We start from the raw sequence: 23690 nt of genomic DNA, 5'->3' as shown, positions 1-23690 counted from the left end.
TTTTGGGTTACCTTTTCGGCGTTTGGAAAAGGTGACTCGCTGTAAGAGCGAAACCGCCAGAGGCAACACCCGAAGAAACGGATATGCCCCCCAAACCCCAAACCTCAAACCCGGCGTTTGGAAAAAGTGACTCGCTGTAAGAGCGAAACCGCCAGCGGCAACCCCCGCAGCAACGGATATGCCCCCAATCCAAAAAAAACCAAAGCATTGACCCATCCTCAAGCCATGCGTAGCCTTGCGCTTTCGAGGTTCTTCGGCCCACGCCGAAGCTAAGAAGGGAACGCGGTCAAAGCCGCGGCTGCCCCCGCAACTGTGAACGGTGAAGTTCGTTGCCACGCCACTGCCAGCTCAATCCACTGAGCCCGCGGGAAGGCGCAACGAACGCCGGGCCCAAGGCCCGAACACCGTCAGCCAGGAGACCTGCCTCGTCACAGATTTCTCACTACAACCGGGCGGGGTGATCCGGTGGCGAATTCTTCCGCGCGCACGCTCGCAGCGGATCTCGTCCCGTATGCCCGCCACCTTGCCAAAGGGCATCCGATGAAAACACTGGCCAAACTCCCCGTCACCATCGTCACCGGTTTCCTCGGCTCGGGCAAAACCACCTTGCTGCGACACATGCTCGACAACGCTCAGGGCCGTCGCATCGCGGTGATTGTCAACGAGTTCGGCGAGTTGGGCATCGACGGCGAGATCCTCAAGCAATGCACCATCGGCTGCACCGAAGAAGAAGCCACTGGCCGCGTCTACGAACTGGCCAACGGTTGCCTGTGCTGCACGGTGCAGGAAGAGTTCTTCCCGGTGATGCGTGAACTGGTCGCCCGGCGCGGTGACCTCGATCACATCCTGATCGAGACGTCCGGTCTGGCCCTGCCAAAACCGCTGGTACAAGCCTTCCAGTGGCCGGAAATCCGCAGCGCCTGCACCGTGGACGCGGTGATCACCGTGGTCGACAGCCCGGCCGTGGCCGCTGGCACGTTTGCCGCGTTCCCGGATCAGGTCGATGCCCAGCGCAAACTCGACCCGAACCTCGATCACGAATCGCCGCTGCACGAGCTGTTCGCCGACCAACTGGCCAGCGCCGATCTGGTGATCCTCAACAAGGCCGACCAGACCAGCGCCGAAGATCTGGCTCGCGTTCGCGCCGAGGTCGCTGAAGAACTGCCGCCAGCGGTAAAAATCATCGAAGCCAGCAACGGTCGCCTGCCGCTGGACGTGCTGATCGGCCTCGGTGCCGGATCCGAAGAACATATCGACAGCCGCCACAGCCATCACGATCACCACCACGACGGTGATGACGACCACGATGACCACGATCACGACGCCTTCGATTCGATCTCGATCGAACTGCCGCAAGCCGACGAGAGCCTGCTGCTCGACGCGCTGACGCAATTGGTGGTCAAGCACGGCATCCTGCGTGTCAAAGGTTTCGCGGCGATTCCGAACAAGCCGATGCGCCTGTTGATTCAGGGCGTGGGCACGCGTTTCGACAAGCACTTCGACCGCCAGTGGGGCGCTGACGAAGCGCGCGTCACCCGTTTGGTGCTGATCGGTCAGGCACTCGACGCCGCGCAACTCGAAGCGCAACTGCGCGCCGCGCTCAGCGTTTAAGCCATGCACCTGCTCAGGACCCAGCCCGGCGGTTTCGTGTCGGATGACAACATTGCCGACCTTGGACAAACCCCCGCCGAGCTGGTGATCCTGTGCAGCGGCGATTCCAGCCTGGCGCTGCTCGCCGAAGCCGCGCAGCAATTGCCCGAGGATTACCCGAGCCTGCGTCTGGCCAATCCGATGCAGGTGCAGAATCACGCCTCGGTCGATCTGTATGTCGATGAGGTGCTGCGTCACGCCAAGGTCATTCTGATTTCGCTGCACGGCGGCATCGCTTATTGGCGTTATGGCGTCGAGCGTCTGGTGGAGTTGTCCGAGCGCGGGGTGCAGGTGATTCTGGTGCCGGGGGATGATCGTCCCGACCCGGAACTCAGCGACCTGAGCACGGTGCTCGCCGAAGATCGCGACCGTCTCTGGCAGTTCTTGCGTCAGGGTGGCATGGGCAATGCGCTGGACTTCTTCCATTGCCTGGCCAACCGCTGGCTGGCGCGTGACTACGCTTGGGGCGAGCCGCAGGCGTTGCCGCGTACAGCGATTTATCACCCACAGAAAAACACCGCCGCACTGAGCGACTGGCAAGCTGAATGGCTGCCCAGTCAACCGGTCGCGGCGGTGTTGTTTTATCGCTCGCATTTGCAAGCGGCGAACACCGCATTCATCGATGTGTTCTGCCAGCGCTTGCAGGCGGCGGGGCTCAATCCGTTGCCGATCGCGGTTGCCAGCCTGAAAGAACCCGGCTGTCTGAGCGTGGTCGAGGACTGGCTGGACGAGGTCGAGGCGGCGGTGATTCTCAACACCACCGGTTTCGCGCAGTCCAGTCCAGAAGCCCCGCATCTGCGCCCGTTCCGGCGCAATATTCCGGTGATTCAGGCGATCTGTGCTCAGGACAACGAGCCGGGCTGGCGCGACAGCGAGCAGGGCCTTGGCCCGCGAGATCTGGCAATGCACATCGCCTTGCCGGAACTCGACGGGCGCATCATCAGCCGGCCGATCAGCTTCAAGGATCTGGCCTGGCGCAGCGAGCGCAGCCAGTCCGACGTGGTCTGCTACCGGGCGCAACCCGAACGCATGGATTTTGTCGCTGAACTGGCGCGACGCTGGAGCGATCTGGCGCGGCTGCCGAACGCGGAAAAACGCATCGCGCTGATCCTCGCCAACTACCCGACCCGCGATGGTCGAATCGGCAATGGCGTCGGTCTGGACACGCCGGCGGCGGCATTGAATATTCTGCGCGCGTTGCAGGCGGAAGGCTTCCCGTTGACGGCGGAGTTGCCGGACAGCGGCACCGAGCTGATCCAGCAATTGCTCGGCGGCGTCAGCAACGACCTCGACAGCATCGACCTGCGTCCATGCCAGCAAAGCCTGGCGATGGATGCCTATCTGGCGATGTTCAATGCGCTGCCGCAAGCCAATCGCGCGGCAGTACTGGAACGCTGGGGCACCCCGCAAAATGATCCAATGTGCCGCGACGGACGGATGATGATCGCCGGGCTGCGTTTTGGTCTGACTTTCGTCGGCATTCAACCGGCGCGCGGTTATCAGGTCGATCCGAGCGCGGTGTATCACGATCCGGATCTGGTGCCGCCGCACGGCTATCTGGCTTTCTATTTCTGGCTGCGCAACACCTACGGTGCGCACGCGGTGATTCACGTCGGCAAGCACGGCAACCTCGAGTGGCTGCCGGGTAAGGGCGTCGGCCTTTCGGAAAATTGCTGGCCGGACGCATTGCTCGGGCCGCTACCGAACATCTATCCGTTTATCGTCAACGATCCGGGCGAGGGTGCCCAGGCCAAACGGCGCACGCAAGCGGTGATCATCGACCACCTGATGCCGCCGCTGACCCGCGCCGAAACCTACGGCCCGCTGCGCAATCTGGAACTGTTGGCCGACGAATATTACGAGGCGCAACTGCTCGATCCGCGTCGTGCGCGAGAGCTGCAGCGCGACATTCTGCAACTGGTGCGCGAGACGCAGATCGACCGCGAACTGCAACTCGACGCCGGTCTGGACAGCGACGCCGACGCAGCGATCTGGCTGCCGCGTCTGGACACCTACCTGTGTGACCTGAAGGAATCGCAGATCCGCGATGGCCTGCACATTTTCGGCGAGTCGCCGACCGGACGTTTGCGCATCGACACGCTACTGGCGTTACTGCGTATCCCGCGTGGCGACGGCAAGGGCGCGCAGTCGAGTCTGCTGCGGGCGTTGGCCAAGGCGTTTGAGTTGGGCTTTGATCCGCTGGATTGCTCCCTTGCCGATCCATGGAACGGCCCGCGCCCGGCGGAGCTGCAAAGCGTCAGCGACGAAACCTGGCGCACCGCCGGTGACACCCGCGAACGCCTCGAACTGTTCGCCACCCAACTGATCTCCCAAGCACTACAAGTCCCCTGTGGGAGCGGGCTTGCTCGCGAAAGCGTCGTGTCAGTCGATATAAATTTATCTGACCCACCGCTTTCGCGAGCAAGCCCGCTCCCACAGGGACCGGAATGGTCTGATGTAACGTCGATCCTGAACAGCCTGCGCGAAGTCGTCGCCCCACGCCTAGACGCCTGCGGCCCCGCCGAAATGCGCGGTCTACTCGACGCCCTGAACGGCCGCTTTGTCCCCGCCGGCCCAAGCGGCGCGCCCAGCCGTGGTCGTCTCGACGTGCTGCCCACCGGGCGCAATTTCTACTCGGTGGACGTGCGTAACCTGCCGACCACCACCGCGTGGCGCATCGGTTTCCAGTCCGCCACGCTGATTCTTGAGCGGCATTTGCAGGATCACGGCGATCACCTGCGCCAGCTCGGTTTATCGGTGTGGGGAACGGCGACCATGCGCACCGGCGGTGACGACATCGCCCAGGCCATGGCGCTGATGGGCGTGCGTCCGGTCTGGGCCACCGGCAGTCAGCGCGTCGATGATTTCGAGATTCTGCCGCTGAGTCTGCTCGATCGGCCACGAGTCGATGTCACGCTGCGGGTCTCGGGCTTCTTCCGCGATGCCTTTGCCAACCTGATTCGCCTGTTCGACGCGGCCGTGCAAGCGGTGGCAGCGCTGGACGAACCGGATGACCTCAATCCGCTGGCCGCGAAGGTGCGCGCTGAACGTGAGGCGCTGCTGCAATCGGGGCTGGATGCCGAAGCGGCGCGACGCCAGGCCGGCTGGCGGATTTTCGGTGCCAAACCCGGAGCCTATGGCGCGGGCGTACAGGGCGCCATCGATGGGCGTCTGTGGCAGAGCCGCGAAGATCTGGCCGAGGTCTACCTGAACTGGGGCGCCTACGCGTACGGCGGGGCGGACGAGGGCACCGCCGCCCGCGAGCAGTTCGTCCAGCGCCTGAGCCAAGTGCAGGCGGTGTTGCAGAATCAGGACAACCGCGAGCACGATTTGCTCGATTCCAACGACTATTACCAGTTTCAGGGCGGCATGCTCGCGGCGGTGGAAACCCTGCGCGGGGAAGCGGCGGCGAGTTATCACGGCGATCACAGCCAGCCGGATCTGCCGAAAATCCGCACCCTGAAAGAAGAACTCAATCGGGTGATCCGCTCGCGGGCGGCCAATCCGAAGTGGATCGACGGGGTCAAACGTCACGGCTATAAAGGCGCGTTTGAACTGGCGGCGACAGTCGATAACCTGTTCGCTTTCGACGCCACCACGCAACTGATCGACGATCATCAGTACGCGTTGCTGGCGGAAGCCTATTTGCTCGATCCGGCGACCCGCGATTTTGTCCGCGAGCACAATCCGCATGCCCTGCGCGACATGACCGAGCGGATGCTGGAAGCGCAGCAGCGCGGGATGTGGCAGGAACCCGGCGTGTATAAAGAAGCCCTGGAAAACCTGCTACTGGATATAGAAGAAGACAACTGACACACCGCCTCACTCTGTGGGAGCGAGCCTGCTCGCGAAGGCGTCGTGTCAGACAGTATTTTTGTAGCTGGCACACCGCTTTCGCGAGCAGGCTCGCTCCCCCAGGGATCAACGTGGCTCCCAACGATTTTCGACAGATCACCGACCATGACCGAGTATTGAAGATGACCGACACCCCGCATTTCCCGCTCTCCGCCGTGGTCGGCGCCGATGACCTGAAACTCGCGCTGTGCCTCACCGCCATCGACCCGAAAATCGGTGGCGTGCTGATCGAAGGCCCGCGCGGCATGGCCAAGTCGACCCTGGCCCGTGGCTTGGCTGATCTGCTGGCGAGCGGACAGTTCGTCACGCTGCCATTGGGCGCCACCGAAGAGCGTCTGGTCGGCACTCTTGATCTCGACGCCGCGCTGAGTGAAGGGCGGGCGCAGTTTTCTCCCGGTGTTTTGGCCAAGGCTGACGGCGGTGTGCTGTACGTCGATGAAGTAAACCTGCTGCCCGATCATCTGGTCGACCTGCTGCTCGATGTGGCTGTCAGTGGTACCAACCTGATCGAGCGCGACGGCATCTCCCATCGGCATTCGGCGCGATTTGTATTGATCGGCACGATGAACCCGGAAGAGGGTGAATTACGGCCACAGCTGCTTGACCGTTTCGGCCTGAACGTCGCCCTCAGCGGCCACACCGCGCCGACTGAACGCGGGCAGATCATCCGCCGCCGACTGGATTTCGACAGCGATCCACAGGCGTTCTGCGCGCAGTGGGAAGCCCAACAGCAAACGCTGCGTGAGCGCTGCGAACAGGCGCGCATCGCTTTGGCGAGCATCCCGTTGGATGACGACGCGTTGGCGAGCATCACCGAGCGTTGCTTTGCGGCGGGTGTCGATGGCTTGCGTGCTGATCTGGTCTGGCTGCGTGCGGCCCGTGCGCATGCGGCATGGCGCGGCGCCGAAGCGATTGCCGAGCAGGACATCGACGCCGTGGTGGAATTCGCCCTGCGGCATCGCCGTCGCGAATCCTCTTCTTCCAGCCCTCAGCCACCCGCGCAGAACCCGACCAGTAGCCAGGCCGAACCGAGCGAAGGGCAGGGCCAGTGGGGTGATATGCCCGCCCCGGCACTGGCCACGGGTGCCCGTCGCGAAGTGCCGAGCTGGCCAAAAAAGTAACCGGCATTCGTCCCCGATCCGCCGCGGGGGCGAATGCCAGACCTCACGCCGGACGCCTTGATCATGGACGCCAAGGCCAGCGCCACGCCGCGCGCAGCGGCCTGGTGAACTGGCCGGGCACGCTGCTCAACGGTCGGCCGCAGACTCGTGAAGATCTGCAGTTCCAGTTGCGCACTCGTACTGCCCATGAATTGTGGTTGGTGATCGTCGATGCCTCGGCTTCGACCCGTAGGCAGCAGGCGCTAAGTGATGCCAAAGGCCTGCTCGCGCAATTGTTCGATGACGCTTATCGGCAGCGGGCACGACTGGCCTTGCTGACCGCCAGTGGCAGCGCGCCGAAATGGCAGGTGCAAGGATTGAAAGCGTCGAGTGCCTTGCGCACCTGGCTGGAGGCGTTGGGGGCGGGCGGCGGCACGCCGTTGGTGGCGGCGTTGACGCAGGCACAGCAATGGCTGGTGCAGCGACAAAAGCGCTTTCCTGCCGAGCAGCAGCGCTTGCTGGTGGTGACGGATGGCCGCTTGAAAACCTTGCCGCCGATGTTGCCGCTGGAATGTCCGGGATTGTTGATCGACATTGAGCGTGGGCCGATCCGCCTGGCTCGGGCGCGGGAATTAGCGGCGGCGCTGAGTGCGGAATATCGGCATATCGATGATGTGTGAAGTCTGAGCGGGCCTCTTCGCGAGCAGGCTCGCTCCCACAATGTTGGTGAACACCGCTTGCTCTGTGGGAGCGAGCCTGCTCGCGAAGGCATCGCCTCGGATCATGCAGGATCACCAAAAACCGCAGCGCTGCTCTATGCTCCACCCCAGCCCAATCACAAGGAGTGAATCATGCGGGTACTGGTCGCCAATCCTCAGGACGATTTTCGCGTCAAAGCCTACGCCGGCACCAACGGCGTGTTACTCGCCATGGATCTGGCCGAACCCCGCCGCAAAGGCCTGCTCGGGTTTGCCATCGAAAAGCAGCAGGGCGACAAACCGTGGTTGTTCCTGTTCAACAGCCTGACATTTCCCGGCAAGGCGCACACCTTCCCCCAGTATCACGCCACGCCCAGCGATAAAGCGCCGCTGCAAAAGTTCCGCTGGGCCGATTACGCGGTCAATCCGGGCACTACTATGCATTATCGCGTGCATCTGGCCTACGGCACGGCAGACGCGCCACAACTTGGCGAATCACTGGAGCTGAGCATCACCAGTGACGACGGTCATCCGGCCAACCAGAGCGTGATATTCAACCGTGCTGTGGCCGCCAGTCAGGCCTTCCAGCGCAAATTTCCCGACCTCGACGCGCAGATCAGCGCCAACAAGAACCTACCCATCGAAGCCTGGCCCGACGCGGCGCGGCTGTGGCTGGAGAACGGGCTGTTGGAGCGTTTGCTGGGCTTTATCGAACGTGCGGTGGACGCGCAGTGGGCGCTGGAAATCGCGATCTACGAGTATCAGTTGCAGGCGATCATCGACGCTGTAAATGCGGCATTTGCCCGTGGGGTTCAGGTGCGCGTTCTGTATCACGCGCAACCTGATGATCCCGATACGACCCTGAACGAAACGAACCTTGCCAAATTGCCGATGGCGAACAAGCGCGGCCGGGTCACCCATAACATCTTTCACGACAAATTCATTGTTCTCAGCCGCGTCGATGGCGCGGGTCAGCGGCAACCGCAGGCGGTGCTGTGCGGCAGCACCAATTTCACCGCCAACGGTGTTTATCGCCAGGCTAACGTGGTGCATACGCTCGACGACGTGATGGTTGCCGCGCGGTATTTGCAAGTGTTCGAAGAAGTCTGGGCCAACCCGGCCGACGTCGCTGCGACGCGCAACTGGATCACCGGGCACAATCCGATGGACCCCACGCAACCGCTGTTCGCCGGGTTCTCGCCACGCAGCGGTGGCGGCGATTTGCGTGAGTTTGTCGAGATCATCGAGGCGGCCAGGAAGGACGTGCTGTTTGTCACGGCGTTCATCTTGCCGGACGCGATCCTCAACGCGCTGCTCGGCAAACCGCATGACGACATCCTGCGTTACGGCCTGCAAAACACCGCGAGCAGCATCACCGGATTTCATGCCGACCGCACCGCCGAATTCGCTGCCACAGCATTACTCAACACCGGGCTGGAAGGCTGGCTGAAGGAAAACATGAAAGGCCAGAAGGGCAACCTGCTGGTGCACACCAAAGCCGTGATCACCGACTTCACCACCGATACGCCGACCATCATCAGCGGCAGCCACAACCTCAGCACCTCGGCCAGTAACGGCAATGACGAAAATTACCTGATCATTCGCGGCGATACTGATCTGGCGGATCGCTATGGCCTGGAATTGCTGCGGTTTTATGAGCATTACCGCTTTCGCTATTTCGCGAAAAAACTCGAGCTCAAGCAGGTGAGTCCGCTGGCGGTGGGTGACAGCTGGACCCACGATTATTACGTAGAGGGGGATTTGCGCCAGTTGTCACGGTTACGCTTTGCCGGACGCTGACAGCCACTGTAGGAGCTGCCGAAGGCTGCGATCTTTTGATCTTGACCTTGAAAAAACAAAGTCAAAAGATCGCAGCCTTCGGCAGCTCCTACAGGGGGCAGTGGCCAGTTGAGACAGATTTTGAAATGATTTGCCGCTGTAGAAAATGTGCCTTGAGCCTGTACGCTCCAAGGCCATTTTTCATTCAGGATTTGCATGAACACCCTCTTGGAGCCTCCCAGTCGTACCTTCTCCACGCGCCATGGCGCGGTCTTGACGCACTCGCAGCATCCGGTTTTCCGACTCCCGACTATCGTTGACAACGCGGCTTCAGAGCCTTCGCGTTGCACTTTGCCGTGCCCGGCAGCCTGAATTCACTGAAGAGAGATCGAGACATTTATGGAATGGTTAGCGGATCCCACGGCCTGGTTAGGCTTGTTGACTCTGATCGTGCTGGAACTGGTGCTGGGTATCGACAACCTGGTGTTCATCGCGATCCTGGCGGACAAACTGCCGCCGCATCAGCGCGACCGTGCGCGAATCATCGGCCTGTCGCTGGCGCTGATCATGCGCCTGGGCCTGTTGGCGAGTATTTCCTGGCTGGTGACCCTCACGCAGCCGTTGTTCGAGGTATTCGACAAGAGCTTCTCCGGCCGTGACCTGATCATGCTGTTCGGTGGTGTATTCCTGCTGTTCAAGGCGACGATGGAGCTGCACGAACGACTCGAAGGCCACGTCGGCCAGCGCTCGACCAACGCCGCTTACGCGCTGTTCTGGCCAATCGTCGCGCAGATCGTGGTGCTCGATGCGGTGTTCTCGCTGGACGCGGTAATCACCGCCGTCGGCATGGTTGATGAACTGGCGGTGATGATGATCGCGGTGATCATTTCCATCGGCCTGATGATCGTCGCCAGCAAGCCGCTGACCCGCTTCGTCAACGCGCACCCGACGGTGATCATGCTGTGTCTGGGCTTCCTGATGATGATTGGTTTCGCCCTGACGGCCGAAGGCCTGGGTTTCCACATCCCGAAAGGCTATTTGTACGCGGCGATTGGTTTCTCGATCCTGATCGAGGTGTTCAACCAGATCGCTCGGGCCCGACGCAAGCGTTCGATGCAAGGCTTGCGCCCCATACGTGAGCGCACGGCCCACGCGGTAATGCGTCTGCTGGGCGGGCGCAAGCTGGAGGCGGAGGAGGTCGGCGAGGAAATTTCCGATCTGCTGGATGACGGCGAAGCCCCGAGTGCAGAACTGTTCGACCGTCGCGAGCGGGTGATGATCAGTGGTGTGCTGCAACTGGCCGAACGCCCGATTCGCAACCTGATGACCGTGCGTGCCGACGTCGACACCATCGACCTGACTGACGACGCCGAAACGATTCGCACAAAATTGATGCACTCTTCGTATTCGCGTCTGCCGCTGATTCGCGACGGCGCGGTGGAGGAACCGCTGGGCTTTGTACACAAGAAGGAATTGCTCAAGGAATACCTGGCCGGTGCCGAGCCGAATCTGGAGCACCTGGCGCGCAAGACCATCAACCTGCTCGACAGCTATTCGATCCTCAATGCGCTGGAGCAAATGCGCGCGGCGTCGACCCACATCGCCTTCGTGGTCAACGAGTTCGGTGACTTCGTCGGTGTGTTGACCATGACCGACATCCTCGAATCGATTGCCGGCGAACTGCCCGATGCCAGCGAAATCGAAGGCCCGGACGTGATCGAAGAGCAGGGCGGTTTTGTCGTCAACGGCGCGTTGAACCTGACGCGTGTTCGCCAGCGCACCGGGTTCGGCGCTGAACCGACCGAGGACTATCAGACCCTGGCCGGACTGGTGATGAGCCTGCTGGATCGCTTGCCGATGATCGGCGATCGGCTGCAGTACGCAGGCTGGCAAATGACCGTCAAAGCCGTTGAGGAACGACGGGTGACGCAGGTGTTGCTGGTGCGCGATTCTGCGTAAGGCAGCAGCCTTGCGCTAACGGTGCCGGCCCCTTCGCGGGCAAGCCCGCTCCCACAGTGCACGCGTCGTACACGAAATGTGTGAACAACGTTGACCCCTGTGGGAGCGGGCTTGCCCGCGAAAGCGATGTGTCAGACGCCGCAACGATTACGGGAAATGCACTGCCTCAAATCACCCGCCGATGCGCACGCGTGATTGTGCAGAGCCTGCTCAATGTGCGGCGCAACCACGGCAGGTCATGTCGTGGTTTCTGCTGCACTACCGGTGCCCTGGTCCTGCCAATATGCCGGGCAAAGTCCGCCGCCAGTGTTTCCTCTGTGCCGATGCCCTTGAGCTTCTTCAGCAACTTGCCGTTCTTGTAGAACAGCACCGTCGGCGTGCCGGTGACCAACGGATGGCGCGGCGACTCACGGGTGTTAAGCATGTAGATATTGGCGCGATGACGGTACGGCTCGGCAATCTGACGAAAAATCGGCCCGGCCCATTCGCAGGCGGGGCAGTGTTCATTGGCGAAATACAGGATCACCGGGCGCCAGGTTTTCAGGGCTTTGCGGTAAACCGGGGCCAGATTGGAAATGGTATTGGCAGCGCTCATTGAGAACTCCTTTTCAACGACCTCGAAGGTTCGATGACGTTAAAGAAGGGTGAAGAACAGGTCTACTGTCAGAAATTACAGGTGGCCTGTGGATTCGCGAGATTTTTCCCACTTTTATAAAGGACCGGCCCGACACGAAGCCCGGAAATGTGGAATGTCGGGACGTGATACCTTTTTTCACTCAATAAAAGAGAAGGCGGTAATAAGCGATAGGCGTCGAAGCCGTCTTGGAGTGCTATTTTAAGCACCATTAACAGCACTCCAGGGAGCACCATCATGACTCACGTAGTCCTTTCTAATATCGTTGCGAGTATTTCTGAATTGAAAAGAAACCCCATGGGTACCGTGGCCGCCGGTGGCGGCCAATCTGTTGCAATCCTCAATCGAAATGAGCCAGCGTTTTATTGTGTTCCCGCAAAGGAGTATGAGGCGATGATGAATCGCCTTGAGGATCTGGAACTGATCGCACTGTGCAAGGAGCGAGAAAACGATCCCACCATCAAGGTCTCTATAGATGACCTATGAGCTGGAGTTTTCCGAGAAGGCCTGGAGGGAATGGAAAAAGCTTGATTCAGCACTTCAGGATCAGTTCAAGAAAAAGCTCTCTACACGTCTGGTCAATCCTCACGTTCCTGCCGATCGACTCCGAGGGTTGGGAAACGCCTACAAAATCAAGCTTCGCAGTGCGGGATACAGGCTGGTCTATCGCGTAAAGAACGAGGTTTTGGTTGTTACCGTGATTGCGGTAGGGAGAAGAGAGCGGGGAGAGGTCTACGACAAAGCCGCTTGCCGATAGATATGGAGAGCTGGCCCCTTCAATCGCTAACCACATTGCACCGAAGTAGCCCTTCGTGCTCCATCTGGGAACCTGCTACTCGTTATTTGTAGCCTAAGGTAGCGCAGCCCATCAGTACCCGCACCTGACTCCATTTTTCGCATTTCCTGCATCCCGTTGATTCCAAAAACATTTAACCCCTCTACAGATTCCCTGTGATTCCTGTGGCACACTTTCTGCTGTCTATTCCGTAGTAACAAACCGTGTTCCGGTATAGCGGAATAAACATCATCCTGGAGTGCTTGCCATGCATCGCCGTCCTTCGTTGTTCAAAGCGTGTGTTTTCGTTCTTGCGGCTTCGTCCGCTGTGATGGGCATGGCCCAGGCAGCCGATAGCAAGCTCGACAGTGTTCTGGCCCGGGGCAAGCTGATTGTCGGCACCGGCAGCACCAATGCGCCGTGGCACTTTCAGGGTGCGGACGGCAAGTTGCAGGGCTTTGATATCGACATCGCCAGGATGGTGGCCAAAGGGCTGTTCAATGACCCGAACAAGGTCGAGTTCGTCGTGCAGTCGTCCGATGCGCGGATTCCCAATCTGCTGACCGACAAGGTCGACATGAGTTGCCAGTTCATCACCGTTACCGCCAGCCGTGCGCAACAAGTGGCGTTCACCCTGCCGTACTACCGCGAAGGTGTCGGCCTGCTACTGCCAGCCAACAGCAAGTACAAGGAAATCGAGGACCTGCAGGCGGCCGGTGACAGCGTTACTGTGGCCGTGCTGCAAAACGTCTATGCCGAAGAATTGGTGCATCAGGCGCTGCCCAAGGCCAAGGTCGATCAGTACGACAGTGTCGATCTGATGTATCAGGCGGTGAACTCCGGCCGTGCCGATGCCGCGGCTACCGATCAGTCGTCGGTCAAATACCTGATGGTGCAGAACCCCGGCCGCTACCGCAGCCCAACCTACGCGTGGAGCCCGCAGACCTACGCCTGCGCAGTCAAACGCGGCGATCAGGACTGGCTGAACTTCGTCAACACCACTCTGCATGAAGCCATGACCGGCGTTGAGTTCCCGACTTACGCGGCATCCTTCAAGCAATGGTTCGGTGTCGACCTGCCGTCGCCGGCGATCGGTTTCCCTGTCGAATTCAAATGATCCCGTGAGAGTGGGGCGCCTGCACGCGCCCCGCTCAAGGTACTGCTGACCATGAACTATCAGTTGAACTTTGCCGCCGTGTGGCGCGATTTCGACACCTTGCTGGCGGGGCTCGGTCTGGGCCTTGAACTGGCGCTGGTGTCGATCGCCATCGGCTGCGTGATCGGCCTGCTGATGGCGTTTGCCTTGCTCTCGAAGCATCGCGCCTTGCGGGTGCTGGCCTCGGTGTACGTCACGGTGGTGCGTAACACGCCGATTCTGGTGTTGATTCTGTTGATCTACTTTGCCTTGCCGAGCCTGGGAATCCGCTTGGACAAGATTCCCTCGTTCATCATCACGCTGTCGCTGTATGCCGGTGCCTATCTGACCGAAGTGTTCCGTGGCGGCTTGCTGAGCATCCCCAAAGGCCAGCGCGAAGCGGGGCTGGCGATCGGTCTCGGTGAGTGGCAGGTCAAGGCCTACGTCACCGTGCCGGTGATGCTGCGCAACGTGCTGCCGGCGCTGTCGAACAACTTTATCTCGCTGTTCAAGGACACCTCGCTGGCCGCCGCGATTGCGGTGCCGGAGCTGACCTATTACGCGCGCAAGATCAACGTCGAGAGCTACCGGGTGATCGAAACCTGGCTGGTGACCACGGCGTTGTATGTCGCGGCCTGTTACCTCATTGCCATGCTGCTGCGTTACCTCGAGCAGCGTCTGGCGATCCGCCGATAGGAGGCTGCGATGTACGAATCTCCCAGTTGGTTGCATGAATTGTGGGTAGCACGCGAGACGTTGCTGCAAGGCTTCCTGACCAGTGTGCAGGTGTCGGCGCTGGCGATTCTGCTCGGCACGCTGCTCGGGGTTGTCACCGGTCTGGTGCTGACTTACGGCAAGTTCTGGATGCGCGCGCCGTTTCGCTTTTATGTCGACATTATTCGCGGCACGCCGGTGTTTGTATTGGTGCTGGCCTGCTTCTACATGGCGCCGGCGCTGGGCTGGCAGATCAGCGCGTTTCAGGCCGGTGCGCTGGGCCTGACGCTGTTTTGCGGCTCGCACGTTGCCGAGATTGTGCGCGGTGCCTTGCAGGCATTGCCGCGTGGACAGATGGAAGCGAGCAAGGCGATCGGCCTGACGTTTTATCAGTCTCTCGGTTACGTGCTGTTGCCCCAGGCGTTGCGGCAGATCCTGCCGACCTGGGTCAACTCGTCCACCGAAATCGTCAAGGCCTCGACCTTGCTCTCGGTGATCGGTGTCGCCGAATTGCTGCTCAGCACCCAACAGATCATCGCCCGGACCTTCATGACTCTGGAGTTCTACCTGTTCGCCGGTTTTCTGTTCTTCGTCATCAACTACGGCATCGAATTACTCGGCCGGCATATTGAAAAGCGGGTGGCCCTGCCATGACTCAAGCTCAAGTTTCCAACGTTCAGAACGGTCAGCCGCTGCTGGACATCCGTGGCCTGCACAAGCAGTACGGCGCAGTCGAAGTGCTCAAGGGCGTCGACTTGAGCATGCAGCGCGGCAACGTCGTGACGCTGATCGGCTCCAGCGGTTCGGGTAAGACCACCTTGCTGCGCTGCGTGAACATGCTTGAAGAGTTCCAGGGCGGGCAGATCCTGCTCGACGGCGAGTCCATCGGCTATGACGAGGTCGGCGGTAAACGTGTGCGTCATGCGGAAAAAGTCATCGCCCGCCATCGCGCCATGACCGGCATGGCCTTCCAGCAATTCAACCTGTTTCCGCACCTGACAGCCTTGCAGAACGTCACCCTCGGTCTGCTCAAGGTTAAGAAAATGCACAAGGACCAAGCCGTGGTGCTGGCCGAAAAATGGCTGGAGCGGGTCGGCCTGCTGGAGCGGCGCAATCACTTTCCCGGGCAGTTGTCCGGTGGTCAGCAACAGCGTGTGGCGATTGCCCGGGCGATTGCGATGAACCCCAGCCTGATGCTGTTCGACGAAGTCACCTCAGCCCTCGATCCGGAGCTGGTCGGTGAAGTGCTTAACGTGATCAAGGGCCTGGCCGAAGACGGCATGACCATGTTGCTGGTGACCCACGAAATGCGTTTCGCCTTCGAGGTCTCGGACAAGATCGTGTTCATGAATCAGGGGCGAATCGAAGAGCAGGGGCCGCCCAAGGAACTGTTCGAACGCCCGCAATCGCCGCGTCTGGCTGAGTTTCTCAAGAGCACGCGGTTCTAATTTTTGCTTTGTAATCAGGAGAAGTACCCATGAGCATTACTCGATACGGCACCGGCAGCACCGCCGCTGGCGGTCAGCCACGCCCCTTTGCGCGCGCCGTTGAAGCGGATGGCTGGCTGCACGTGTCCGGCCAGGTGCCGGCGGTGGATGGCGAGATCATCGTTGGTGGTATCGTCGAGCAGACCCACCAGACCATGAAAAACCTGATCGCGATTCTCGAAGAGGCCGGTTATGGCCTGGAGGACGTGGTGCGCGCCGGGGTATGGCTGGACGATCCGCGGGATTTCAGCAGTTTCAACAAGGTCTTCGGCGAGTACTTCAAACCGGAACACGCTCCGGCACGGGCCTGTGTGCAGGCGAGCATGATGGTTGATTGCAAGGTCGAGATCGATTGCATCGCGTACAAGAAGAAACCCTGAAATCTGTGCTGACTTCTTCGCGAGCAGGCTCGCTCCCACATTTGAAATGCAATCCCCTGTGGGAGCGAGCCTGCTCGCGAAAGCGGCCTACCAAGCGCCGCAGTACTCTCGGTAAACTCCCGGCACTTTCATTGGGAACTGAAAACATGACCGAAGACACCATCAAACGCCGGGCCCGTGGTCTGGACAGGGCGTTCGATATCCTCGACTTCCTCAAGGAGATCGGCCAGCCGTTGCGTCCGAACGACATCGCCAATGGCATCGGCAGCCCGAAATCCACGGTCTACGAACTGGTGGCGTCGCTGCTGGAACGACGGATTCTGGAGCCGGTGGGCAAGGACGGTCACGTCTATCTCGGACGTCAGTTGTATTTCCTCGGGCAGGCGCATCTGCGCCATTTTGACCTCAGCCGCGAGGCCGATCACGCCTTGCAGGAAATCGTCAGCCAGACCCGGGAAACTGCGCAAATGTGCCTGCTCAACGGGCGCAAATACACGGTGGCGCTGATGAAGGAGGGCGAGCGGCATTTCCGCATTTCGTCCGACATCGGCGAAAGCGCGCCGATCCCGTGGACTGCGTCCGGGCGCTTGCTGCTGGCGCATTTGAGCGACCAGCAGATCATCGACCTGATCGACGAGGACGACTACATCCTGCCCGACGGCGAGCGCCTGCCGCTGGAACGCTTTCTGGCGGAGATCCGCCAGGCCGGCATCGACGGATTCTTCTCGTTCGACAGCGTGGCCGACACCTTCACCCATTGCTTCGCCGCGCCGGTCAAAGACCCCAGCGGCGTGGCCATTTGCACCCTGTGCATCGTCGCCCCACGGGCCGATGCGAAGAACAATTACGACGACTATCGCCGGGTGCTGATCGAGAGCGCCAACAGCCTCGCCCGGCGCATCAACGAATAACCGCGGCTGTTTGCGGCCGCGACTGAATGCGAGGAGTTTGACCATGACGACTGCCATCAATACCGCTGTGGAAAAGGGCGACGCTGCCGTTGGCGCGCACCTTGTGCGCGACGTCAGCCTGCCGGCGCTGGTGTTGCACCGCGAGGCGCTGGAGCACAACATTCGCTGGATGCAGAAGTTCGTCAGCGACAGCGGCGCCGAGCTCGCGCCCCACGGCAAGACCAGCATGACCCCGGCGCTGTTCCAGCGTCAGCTCGACGCTGGCGCGTGGGGCATCACCCTCGCCAGCGCCACCCAGACCCGCGCCGCATACGCCCACGGTGTACGCCGGGTGCTGATGGCCAACCAACTGGTCGGCACGCCGAACATGGCGCTGATCGCCGATCTGTTGGCAGACCCGGATTTCGATTTCTACTGCATGGTCGATCACCCGGACAACGTCGCCGATCTCGGCGCGTACTTCGCTTCGCGCGGGGTCAAATTGAACGTGATGATCGAGTACGGCGTGGTCGGTGGCCGTTGCGGTTGCCGCAGCGAGCAGGAAGTAATTGAACTGGCCAAGGCGATCAACGCGCAACCGGCGCTGGCTCTGACCGGCATCGAGGGTTACGAAGGGGTGATCCATGGCGATCACGCGGTTAGCGGCATTCGTGAATTCGCCGCGTCGCTGGTGCGCCTGGCGGTGCAGTTGCAGGACAGCGGCGCGTTTGCCATTGCCAAGCCGATCATCACCGCCTCGGGTTCGGCGTGGTACGACCTGATCGCCGAGTCGTTCGAAGCGCAGAACGCCAGCGGACGCTTCCTTAGCGTGCTGCGCCCGGGCAGTTACGTGGCGCATGATCATGGCATCTACAAGGAAGCGCAGTGCTGCGTGCTGGATCGTCGCAGTGACCTGCACGAAGGATTGCGTCCGGCGCTGGAAGTCTGGGCGCATGTGCAATCGCTGCCGGAGCCGGGATTTGCGGTGATCGCCCTCGGCAAGCGCGATGTGGCATTCGATGCCGGCCTGCCGGTGCCGCTGCTGCGCTACAAGGCCGGTGTGTTGCCGGCGGTGGGCGACGATGTCGGCGCCTGCAAGGTGACGGCAGTGATGGATCAGCACGCGTTCATGAGTGTGGCGCCTGGGGTTGAGCTGCGGGTGGGCGACATCATTTCCTTCGGCACCTCGCACCCGTGCCTGACGTTCGACAAGTGGCGGGTGGGGTTGCTGGTGGATGAGCAGTTGGCGGTGGTCGAGAGCATGGAGACCTGCTTCTAAGGTTTCAGACCGAGTCGCGCCCATCGCGAGCAGGCTCACTCCTACAGGGGAACGCATTCCAATTGTAGGAGTGAGCCTGCTCGCGATGAGGGCCGCCCAAACACCGATGATTATCCAGAGACACCTCCCAATGACCAGCCTCAGCCCCCTGGGCCCGAACACCCCGCGCATCGCCCTGATCGGCGAGTGCATGATCGAACTCCAGCACCGCGCCGACGGCAGCCTGCAGCAAAGCTTCGGCGGCGATACCTTGAACACCGCGGTGTACCTGTCCCGCGCTCTCGGCGACAAAGCCCAGGTCGATTACGTCACCGCGCTCGGCGACGACAGCTTCAGCGACGCCATGTGCCAGAGCTGGGCCGACGAAGGCATTGGCCTGGATCTCGTGCAGCGTCTGCCCGGTCGCTTGCCCGGCCTGTACTGCATTCAGACCGACGCCAACGGTGAACGGCGTTTCCTCTACTGGCGCAATGAAGCGGCGGTGCGCGATTGCTTCACCACCCCGGCGGCGGAGCCGATTCTGGCAGCGCTGCCGGACTACGATGTGCTGTATTTCAGCGGCATCACCCTCGCAGTGTTAGGTGCGAAGGGCCGCGAACGCTTGATCCAGACCCTGATCGAAGCCCGCCAGCGCGATGCGCGGATCGTCTTCGACAACAATTATCGGCCACGCTTGTGGGCGTCACAGGAAGAGGCGCGGGCGGCCTATCGCAGCGTGTTGCCGCATGTCGATCTGGCGTTGCTGACCGTGGATGACGAGCAGGCGCTGTTCCATTTTGTCGATTGCGACGCGGTGTTCGAGGCGTACGCGCAGATCGGCACGCCGGAAGTGGTGCTCAAGCGTGGCGCCGAGGCGTGTCTGATTCGCTGCGATGATGAGGCGTTCGAAGTGCCGGCGCAGCAGGTCGAGAAGGTGGTGGATACGACGGCGGCGGGAGACTCGTTCAGCGCGGCGTATCTGGCCAGGCGGTTGCTGGGTGGCAGTCCGGTCGAGGCGGCGCAGGCGGGGCATTGGCTGGCAAGTCGGGTGATTCAGGTGCCGGGGGCATTGATTCCCAGGTAAGCGGTGGATGGCCGCTTGCTGCGCAATCGGTTCGCGGGCAAGCCCGCTCCCACAGGGTACGCATTCCAGACTGTGGGAGCGAGCTTGCTCGCGAAGAGGCCCGAAAGCAAAGCACTTAATCGCGGAAAAACACCTGCACCAGGTGATAGCCGAACTTGCTCTTGATCGGCCCGTGCACCGTGCGCAGCGGTTTCTTGAAAATCACCGCATCAATCGCACCGACCATCTGTCCCGGCCGCACTTCACCCAGATCACCGCCGCGTTTGCCGGACGGGCAGGTCGAATATTTCTTCGCCAGCACATCGAACGCTTCGCCCTTGGCAATGCGTTGTTTGAGCTGTTCGGCCTCTTCGGCGGTTTTCACCAGAATGTGGCGGGCTTGGGCTTTCATCGTGCGATACCTGTAACGGGGTGACGGCGGGGCGCGGGATTATGCCTCAAGTGACGGCGTTTGGTTGATCATCTCGCGGATCTTGTTGGCCAGCACTTCAATCGAAAACGGCTTGGCCACCATGTCCATGCCATCCTCGAGAAAGCCCTGACGCTCGGCGGCTTTCTGCGCGTAACCGGTCATGAACAGCACCTTCAGCCCCGGACGATGCTGGCGGGCGATTTCCGCCAGTTGCCGGCCATTCATCCCCGGTAGACCAACGTCGGTCACCAGCAGATCCACGCGCATCTCCGATTCCAGCAGCGGCAGGGCGGCGCTGGCGTCGGCGGCTTCGTGGGCGAGGTAACCCAGCTCCTTGAGCAGATCGAGCACCAGCATGCGCACTGCCGGGTCATCCTCAACCACCACCACGGTTTCGCCGCAGGTGGCCGTCGGCGCGGCACCGAGGGTTTCCACGACTGGCCGTTCCGGCTCCAGCAGGTTCAGGCGCGGCAAGTACAAGCGCACGCAGGTGCCCTGATTCGGCAGGCTGTCGAGGCTGACATGGCCGCCCGACTGCTGGGCGAAACCATAGATCATCGACAGCCCCAACCCGGTGCCCTGGCCGATCGGTTTGGTGGTGAAGAACGGATCGAACGCCTTGGCGCGCACCGACGGCGTCATGCCGGTGCCGTTGTCGCTGACCGCCAGCATCAGGTAGTCGCCGGCCTTGACCGGTTCGAGGGTGGTGATGTCGTTGCCGTCGAGGTAAACGTTGGCGGTCTCGATCAGCAGCTCGCCGCCATCGGGCATGGCGTCGCGGGCGTTGATCACCAGGTTGAGCAGGGCATTTTCCAGTTGGCTGACGTCGGTGCTGATCGGCCAGACATCGTCGGCCAGACGCAACGTGAGTTCGATCGGGTCACCCTTGGTGCGGCGGATCAAATCTTCCAGCGAATGAATCAGCTCGTTGACGTTGAGGGTCTTGCGGTCCAGCGACTGCCGGCGCGAGAACGCCAGCAGCCGATGGGTCAGCGCCGCCGCTCGGTTGGCCGACGACACCGCCGCTTCGGTGAAACGGCCGATTTCATCGGCGCGGCCGTCGGCGATGTAACGCTGCATCAGGTCCAGACTGCCGATGATCCCGGTGAGCATGTTGTTGAAGTCGTGGGCGATACCGCCGGTGAGTTGGCCGACCGCTTCCATCTTTTGCGCATGGCGCAACGCGTCCTCGGCGCGTTCGCGTTCGAACATCTCGTTCTGCAGGCGCTGATTGGCCTGGGCCAGTTGTTCGGTGCGGGCGCTGACCCGTTCTTCCAGGGTTTCGTTGAGATTGCGCAGGGCTTCTTCGGTCTTCTTCCGTTCGGATTCGTCGATCACGAAAATATAGAAACCGTTGACTGAGCCGTCGGCGCCGTGGCGCGGCAGGTAATTCATCAGCGCATGGCGGTTGCTGCCGTCGCGATGCGGGGTGTACAGGCTGAACGAGCAGGGCCGCCCGGCCAGGGCCTCGGCAATATAGGGCGCGCGCAGGAAGTAGGCTTCTTCGCCGATCACTTCGCGAATGGTACGGCCATACAACTCCTGCGGCGTGAGGCCGTACCAGTCCAGATACGCCGCATTGTTCAGGCGGAAGCGCTCGTCGTGGTCGACGTAACTGATGAGGATCGGCATTGCATTGATGATCAGCTGCAATTCCGTCTGGCTCTGGCGCAGCGCCTGCTCGGTGTGCTTGCGCTCGGTCAGGTCCAGCGCGGCGCCGAGGAAGCGCACCGGTCGCCCGTGGTGATCCTTGTAACAGCGGCCCCGGGCAAACACCCAGCGCAGTTCGCCGTCGGCTTTTAGCAGGCGATATTCCTCGGCGTACTCGGTGCCGTGGGTGATGCAATGCTTGATGCTGCGGGCGATCAGGGCGCGGTCTTCGGGGTGCACGCCTTGCAGATAGTCGCTGATCGGTAGCTGACTGGCGTGGGCCGGATCGATGCCATGCAACTGGGCGAAATGGGCGTCGGCGATGAAACGGTCTTCGCCGATGTCCCAATCCCAGGTGCCAACCGCATCGGTGGCGGCCAGCGCCAGTTGCAGGCGTTCTTCAGTGTCGCGCTGGGCCTTGAGACTTTCTTCGGAACGGCGTTGCAGTTCGAGGGCGATGCGCCGGCGTTCGTTGGTTTCGATGGCTGTTACCAGAATCCCCGCCACTTGCGTGTCTTCATCGCGGATGGGGCTGTAGGTCAGGTCCAGCCAGAAGTCGGACTCTACGCCTCCGCGTTGCAGGGTAAATCGCCGCTCGCTGTAGGTGCGCACCTGGCCTTGTAGGACGGCTCGATAAATCGGGTCGGTAAAGTCTTGAAGTTCCGGCCATATAAGGTGCGCCGGCTGTCCGAAAGCGTGCGGATGCTTGCTCCCGGCGAGCATCGCAAAGCCATTGTTGTAGATCTGCGTGAGCTGCGGCCCCCACAACAGCAGCATCGGCATCGGCGAGTGAATCACGATGTCCACAGCTGTGCGCAGGCTTTGCGGCCAGGTGCCAGAAGCGCCCAACGGCGTGCGGCTCCAGTCGGTACGGGCGATCAGGGCTTGGGCGTCATCGGGGGAGGGTGCTGCGTTCATCACATGTATCCTGAGCGTCGGTCAGTGCGTTGGCATCTACTATTCTTGCACTTGCGGTAGACGCTGTATGACCCGTTACGTCACGACAGCGGGTCATTTCTGTTCATTGAATGCTTCGCGGGTGCTTATTGCCATGGAAATCGATGCACTGTTGCTCCGTCTGTCGAGCCAGCACGGCTCTGACCTGTTCCTGTCCACGGGAGCGCCACCCAGTGCGCGCATCGATGGCGTGCTGACGCCTTTCAGCGAGCGGCCGTTCAAGCCCGGCGAGGTCGAGACTATCGCCAACTCCCTGATGGACGCCGAGCAACGGCGCGAGTTCGATCGGGATCTGGAAATGAACCTGGCGATTTCCCGTACGGGCATCGGGCGTTTTCGGGTGAACGCCTTCAAGCAACGCAATGATGTGTCAATCGTGATCCGCAACGTCAAACTCGATATCCCGCGCTTCGAAGACTTGAAACTGCCGCCGGTATTGCTGGAAACGGTGATGCTCAAACAGGGGCTGATCCTGTTCGTTGGCGCCACCGACTCCGGTAAATCCACCTCGCTGGCCGCGCTGATCGATCACCGCAATCGCCACAGCAGCGGGCACATCATCACCATCGAAGACCCGGTGGAGTATATCCATCGACACCAGCGCTCGATCATCAATCAACGCGAAGTCGGCGTCGATACCCGCAGCTTCCATGCGGCGCTGAAAAACACCCTGCGCCAGGCCCCGGACGTGGTGCTGATCGGTGAGATCCGCGACCGCGAAACCATGGAGCATGCGCTGACGTTCGCCGACACCGGGCACCTGGTGCTGTCGACGCTGCATGCGCACAACGCCAATCAGGCGCTGGACCGTATCGTCAATCTGTTCCCCGAAGAGCGCCGCCCGCAGTTGCTGCATGCACTGGGCAACAATCTCAAGGCGTTCGTCTCGCAACGGCTGGTGCGCACTGTGGACGGTCAGCGGCGGGCGGCGGTCGAAGTGATGCTCGGCACCCCGACCATCGCCGACCTGATCCGCCGCAACGAGTTGGGCGAACTCAAGGGCATCATGGAGAAGTCCGGCGAGGCCGGCATGCAGACGTTCGACGCGGCGCTGTACGGGCTGGTGGTGGAGGGCGTGATCAGTGAGGACGAAGCGCTCAAGCATGCCGATTCGCAGAACAATCTGCGCCTGCGTTTGAAACTGCACACCGAGGCGGGCCCGGCGCCCGCACCCACAACATCAGGCGATTGGGGCCTGATGGATTAACACCTCACCCCTGTGGGAGCGGGCTTGCTCGCGAAAGCGGTGTATCAGTCACATTGTTATCGACTG

Annotated in this window: 20 protein-coding genes and 1 riboswitch; of the genes, 17 read left to right on the top strand and 3 right to left on the bottom strand. The window is 61.3% G+C overall.

The features are described from left to right. Nucleotides 1-229: 229 nt before the first annotated feature. A riboswitch (cobalamin riboswitch) is annotated at nucleotides 230-442 on the top strand. A gap of 98 nt (nucleotides 443-540) precedes the next feature. From cobW to QRN61_RS17905, 6 genes are all read left to right on the top strand, one after another. Next, a complete protein-coding gene (gene cobW, locus QRN61_RS17930; protein WP_027612646.1) occupies nucleotides 541-1611 on the top strand; it encodes a cobalamin biosynthesis protein CobW in 1071 nt (356 codons plus the stop codon). Nucleotides 1612-1614: 3 nt separating this feature from the next. Next, complete coding sequence (cobN, locus tag QRN61_RS17925) at nucleotides 1615-5463, top strand: cobaltochelatase subunit CobN (RefSeq protein ID WP_285374360.1); 3849 nt, start codon at nucleotides 1615-1617, stop codon at nucleotides 5461-5463. A gap of 164 nt (nucleotides 5464-5627) precedes the next feature. Further along, nucleotides 5628-6626 carry a magnesium chelatase ATPase subunit I gene (locus QRN61_RS17920; RefSeq protein ID WP_285374383.1) on the top strand — a complete coding sequence of 333 codons (999 nt, stop codon included), beginning with the start codon at nucleotides 5628-5630 and terminating at the stop codon, nucleotides 6624-6626. Next, nucleotides 6611-7285: a vWA domain-containing protein gene (locus tag QRN61_RS17915; protein WP_502942633.1), complete on the top strand. Its 675-nt coding sequence runs from the start codon at nucleotides 6611-6613 to the stop codon at nucleotides 7283-7285. Before QRN61_RS17920 ends, QRN61_RS17915 begins: the two co-directional genes overlap by 16 nt. 171 nt (nucleotides 7286-7456) lie before the next feature. Next, entirely contained in the window at nucleotides 7457-9103 is a 1647-nt protein-coding gene (locus QRN61_RS17910) for a phospholipase D-like domain-containing protein (protein ID WP_285374359.1), read from the top strand. 378 nt (nucleotides 9104-9481) lie between these two features. Continuing rightward, a complete protein-coding gene (locus QRN61_RS17905) occupies nucleotides 9482-11041 on the top strand; it encodes a TerC family protein (RefSeq protein WP_285374358.1) in 1560 nt (519 codons plus the stop codon). A 166-nt stretch (nucleotides 11042-11207) separates the two neighbouring features. Here QRN61_RS17905 and QRN61_RS17900 read toward each other — a convergent pair whose 3' ends face one another. Continuing rightward, a complete protein-coding gene (locus QRN61_RS17900; protein WP_183780119.1) occupies nucleotides 11208-11636 on the bottom strand; it encodes a thioredoxin domain-containing protein in 429 nt (142 codons plus the stop codon). A gap of 276 nt (nucleotides 11637-11912) precedes the next feature. Here QRN61_RS17900 and QRN61_RS17895 point away from each other — a divergent pair, with 276 nt between their 5' ends. The 10 genes from QRN61_RS17895 (at nucleotide 11913) to QRN61_RS17850 (ending at nucleotide 19398) form a co-directional block, all read left to right on the top strand. Beyond that, nucleotides 11913-12161, top strand: a complete 249-nt coding sequence (locus tag QRN61_RS17895) for a type II toxin-antitoxin system Phd/YefM family antitoxin (RefSeq protein ID WP_003225462.1) — start codon at nucleotides 11913-11915, stop codon at nucleotides 12159-12161. After that, the gene (locus QRN61_RS17890) at nucleotides 12151-12432 is read left to right on the top strand and encodes a type II toxin-antitoxin system RelE family toxin (RefSeq protein WP_285374355.1); all 282 of its coding nucleotides are present in this window, start codon (nucleotides 12151-12153) and stop codon (nucleotides 12430-12432) included. Before QRN61_RS17895 ends, QRN61_RS17890 begins: the two co-directional genes overlap by 11 nt. A gap of 286 nt (nucleotides 12433-12718) precedes the next feature. Further along, nucleotides 12719-13567: a transporter substrate-binding protein gene (locus tag QRN61_RS17885; protein ID WP_047294802.1), complete on the top strand. Its 849-nt coding sequence runs from the start codon at nucleotides 12719-12721 to the stop codon at nucleotides 13565-13567. 51 nt (nucleotides 13568-13618) lie between these two features. Then, nucleotides 13619-14281, top strand: a complete 663-nt coding sequence (locus tag QRN61_RS17880) for an amino acid ABC transporter permease (RefSeq protein ID WP_003225455.1) — start codon at nucleotides 13619-13621, stop codon at nucleotides 14279-14281. 9 nt (nucleotides 14282-14290) lie between these two features. Next, a complete protein-coding gene (locus tag QRN61_RS17875; RefSeq protein ID WP_096797671.1) occupies nucleotides 14291-14953 on the top strand; it encodes an amino acid ABC transporter permease in 663 nt (220 codons plus the stop codon). After that, nucleotides 14950-15747 (top strand): amino acid ABC transporter ATP-binding protein, encoded by a 798-nt coding sequence (locus QRN61_RS17870; protein ID WP_007965123.1) that lies wholly within the window; start codon nucleotides 14950-14952, stop codon nucleotides 15745-15747. Before QRN61_RS17875 ends, QRN61_RS17870 begins: the two co-directional genes overlap by 4 nt. A 29-nt stretch (nucleotides 15748-15776) precedes the next feature. Beyond that, nucleotides 15777-16166 carry a RidA family protein gene (locus tag QRN61_RS17865; protein WP_003225452.1) on the top strand — a complete coding sequence of 130 codons (390 nt, stop codon included), beginning with the start codon at nucleotides 15777-15779 and terminating at the stop codon, nucleotides 16164-16166. Between the two features lie 146 nt (nucleotides 16167-16312). Continuing rightward, the gene (locus tag QRN61_RS17860; RefSeq protein ID WP_285374351.1) at nucleotides 16313-17077 is read left to right on the top strand and encodes an IclR family transcriptional regulator; all 765 of its coding nucleotides are present in this window, start codon (nucleotides 16313-16315) and stop codon (nucleotides 17075-17077) included. Nucleotides 17078-17120: 43 nt separating this feature from the next. Beyond that, entirely contained in the window at nucleotides 17121-18335 is a 1215-nt protein-coding gene (locus tag QRN61_RS17855) for an amino acid deaminase (protein ID WP_285374350.1), read from the top strand. Nucleotides 18336-18465: 130 nt separating this feature from the next. Beyond that, the gene (locus QRN61_RS17850; RefSeq protein ID WP_285374349.1) at nucleotides 18466-19398 is read left to right on the top strand and encodes a sugar kinase; all 933 of its coding nucleotides are present in this window, start codon (nucleotides 18466-18468) and stop codon (nucleotides 19396-19398) included. Between the two features lie 115 nt (nucleotides 19399-19513). On the opposite strand, the gene QRN61_RS17845 is transcribed toward QRN61_RS17850, so the two are convergent. Beyond that, nucleotides 19514-19789, bottom strand: coding sequence for a peptidylprolyl isomerase (locus QRN61_RS17845; protein ID WP_003225447.1), 276 nt, complete (start codon nucleotides 19787-19789; stop codon nucleotides 19514-19516). Between the two features lie 39 nt (nucleotides 19790-19828). Continuing rightward, nucleotides 19829-22378 carry a PAS domain-containing hybrid sensor histidine kinase/response regulator gene (locus tag QRN61_RS17840; RefSeq protein ID WP_285374347.1) on the bottom strand — a complete coding sequence of 850 codons (2550 nt, stop codon included), beginning with the start codon at nucleotides 22376-22378 and terminating at the stop codon, nucleotides 19829-19831. Nucleotides 22379-22511: 133 nt separating this feature from the next. On the opposite strand from QRN61_RS17840, the gene QRN61_RS17835 reads away from it, so the two are divergent. After that, complete coding sequence (locus tag QRN61_RS17835) at nucleotides 22512-23624, top strand: PilT/PilU family type 4a pilus ATPase (protein ID WP_285374379.1); 1113 nt, start codon at nucleotides 22512-22514, stop codon at nucleotides 23622-23624. Nucleotides 23625-23690: the final 66 nt, after the last annotated feature.

Origin of the sequence: Pseudomonas sp. lyk4-TYG-107 (assembly GCF_030209055.1) — a bacterium.
Classification (GTDB): domain Bacteria; phylum Pseudomonadota; class Gammaproteobacteria; order Pseudomonadales; family Pseudomonadaceae; genus Aquipseudomonas; species Aquipseudomonas putida_A.
Note: the sequence above shows the minus strand (reverse complement) of the source record. Positions and strands in the feature narration are given on the sequence as shown.

Excerpts from the sequence above, each read along its gene's own strand:
- QRN61_RS17850 (WP_285374349.1), top strand. The coding sequence starts at position 18,466 with ATGACCAGCCTCAGCCCCCTGGGCCCGAACACCCCGCGCATCGCCCTG.
- QRN61_RS17875 (WP_096797671.1), top strand. The coding sequence starts at position 14,291 with ATGTACGAATCTCCCAGTTGGTTGCATGAATTGTGGGTAGCACGCGAG.
- QRN61_RS17910 (WP_285374359.1), top strand. The coding sequence starts at position 7,457 with ATGCGGGTACTGGTCGCCAATCCTCAGGACGATTTTCGCGTCAAAGCC.
- QRN61_RS17855 (WP_285374350.1), top strand. The coding sequence starts at position 17,121 with ATGACGACTGCCATCAATACCGCTGTGGAAAAGGGCGACGCTGCCGTT.
- QRN61_RS17885 (WP_047294802.1), top strand. The coding sequence starts at position 12,719 with ATGCATCGCCGTCCTTCGTTGTTCAAAGCGTGTGTTTTCGTTCTTGCG.
- QRN61_RS17870 (WP_007965123.1), top strand. The coding sequence starts at position 14,950 with ATGACTCAAGCTCAAGTTTCCAACGTTCAGAACGGTCAGCCGCTGCTG.
- QRN61_RS17860 (WP_285374351.1), top strand. The coding sequence starts at position 16,313 with ATGACCGAAGACACCATCAAACGCCGGGCCCGTGGTCTGGACAGGGCG.
- QRN61_RS17835 (WP_285374379.1), top strand. The coding sequence starts at position 22,512 with ATGGAAATCGATGCACTGTTGCTCCGTCTGTCGAGCCAGCACGGCTCT.
- cobN (WP_285374360.1), top strand. The coding sequence starts at position 1,615 with ATGCACCTGCTCAGGACCCAGCCCGGCGGTTTCGTGTCGGATGACAAC.
- QRN61_RS17905 (WP_285374358.1), top strand. The coding sequence starts at position 9,482 with ATGGAATGGTTAGCGGATCCCACGGCCTGGTTAGGCTTGTTGACTCTG.
- QRN61_RS17840 (WP_285374347.1), bottom strand. The coding sequence starts at position 22,378 with ATGAACGCAGCACCCTCCCCCGATGACGCCCAAGCCCTGATCGCCCGT.
- QRN61_RS17890 (WP_285374355.1), top strand. The coding sequence starts at position 12,151 with ATGACCTATGAGCTGGAGTTTTCCGAGAAGGCCTGGAGGGAATGGAAA.
- QRN61_RS17895 (WP_003225462.1), top strand. The coding sequence starts at position 11,913 with ATGACTCACGTAGTCCTTTCTAATATCGTTGCGAGTATTTCTGAATTG.
- cobW (WP_027612646.1), top strand. The coding sequence starts at position 541 with ATGAAAACACTGGCCAAACTCCCCGTCACCATCGTCACCGGTTTCCTC.
- QRN61_RS17880 (WP_003225455.1), top strand. The coding sequence starts at position 13,619 with ATGAACTATCAGTTGAACTTTGCCGCCGTGTGGCGCGATTTCGACACC.
- QRN61_RS17865 (WP_003225452.1), top strand. The coding sequence starts at position 15,777 with ATGAGCATTACTCGATACGGCACCGGCAGCACCGCCGCTGGCGGTCAG.
- QRN61_RS17920 (WP_285374383.1), top strand. The coding sequence starts at position 5,628 with ATGACCGACACCCCGCATTTCCCGCTCTCCGCCGTGGTCGGCGCCGAT.
- QRN61_RS17845 (WP_003225447.1), bottom strand. The coding sequence starts at position 19,789 with ATGAAAGCCCAAGCCCGCCACATTCTGGTGAAAACCGCCGAAGAGGCC.
- QRN61_RS17900 (WP_183780119.1), bottom strand. The coding sequence starts at position 11,636 with ATGAGCGCTGCCAATACCATTTCCAATCTGGCCCCGGTTTACCGCAAA.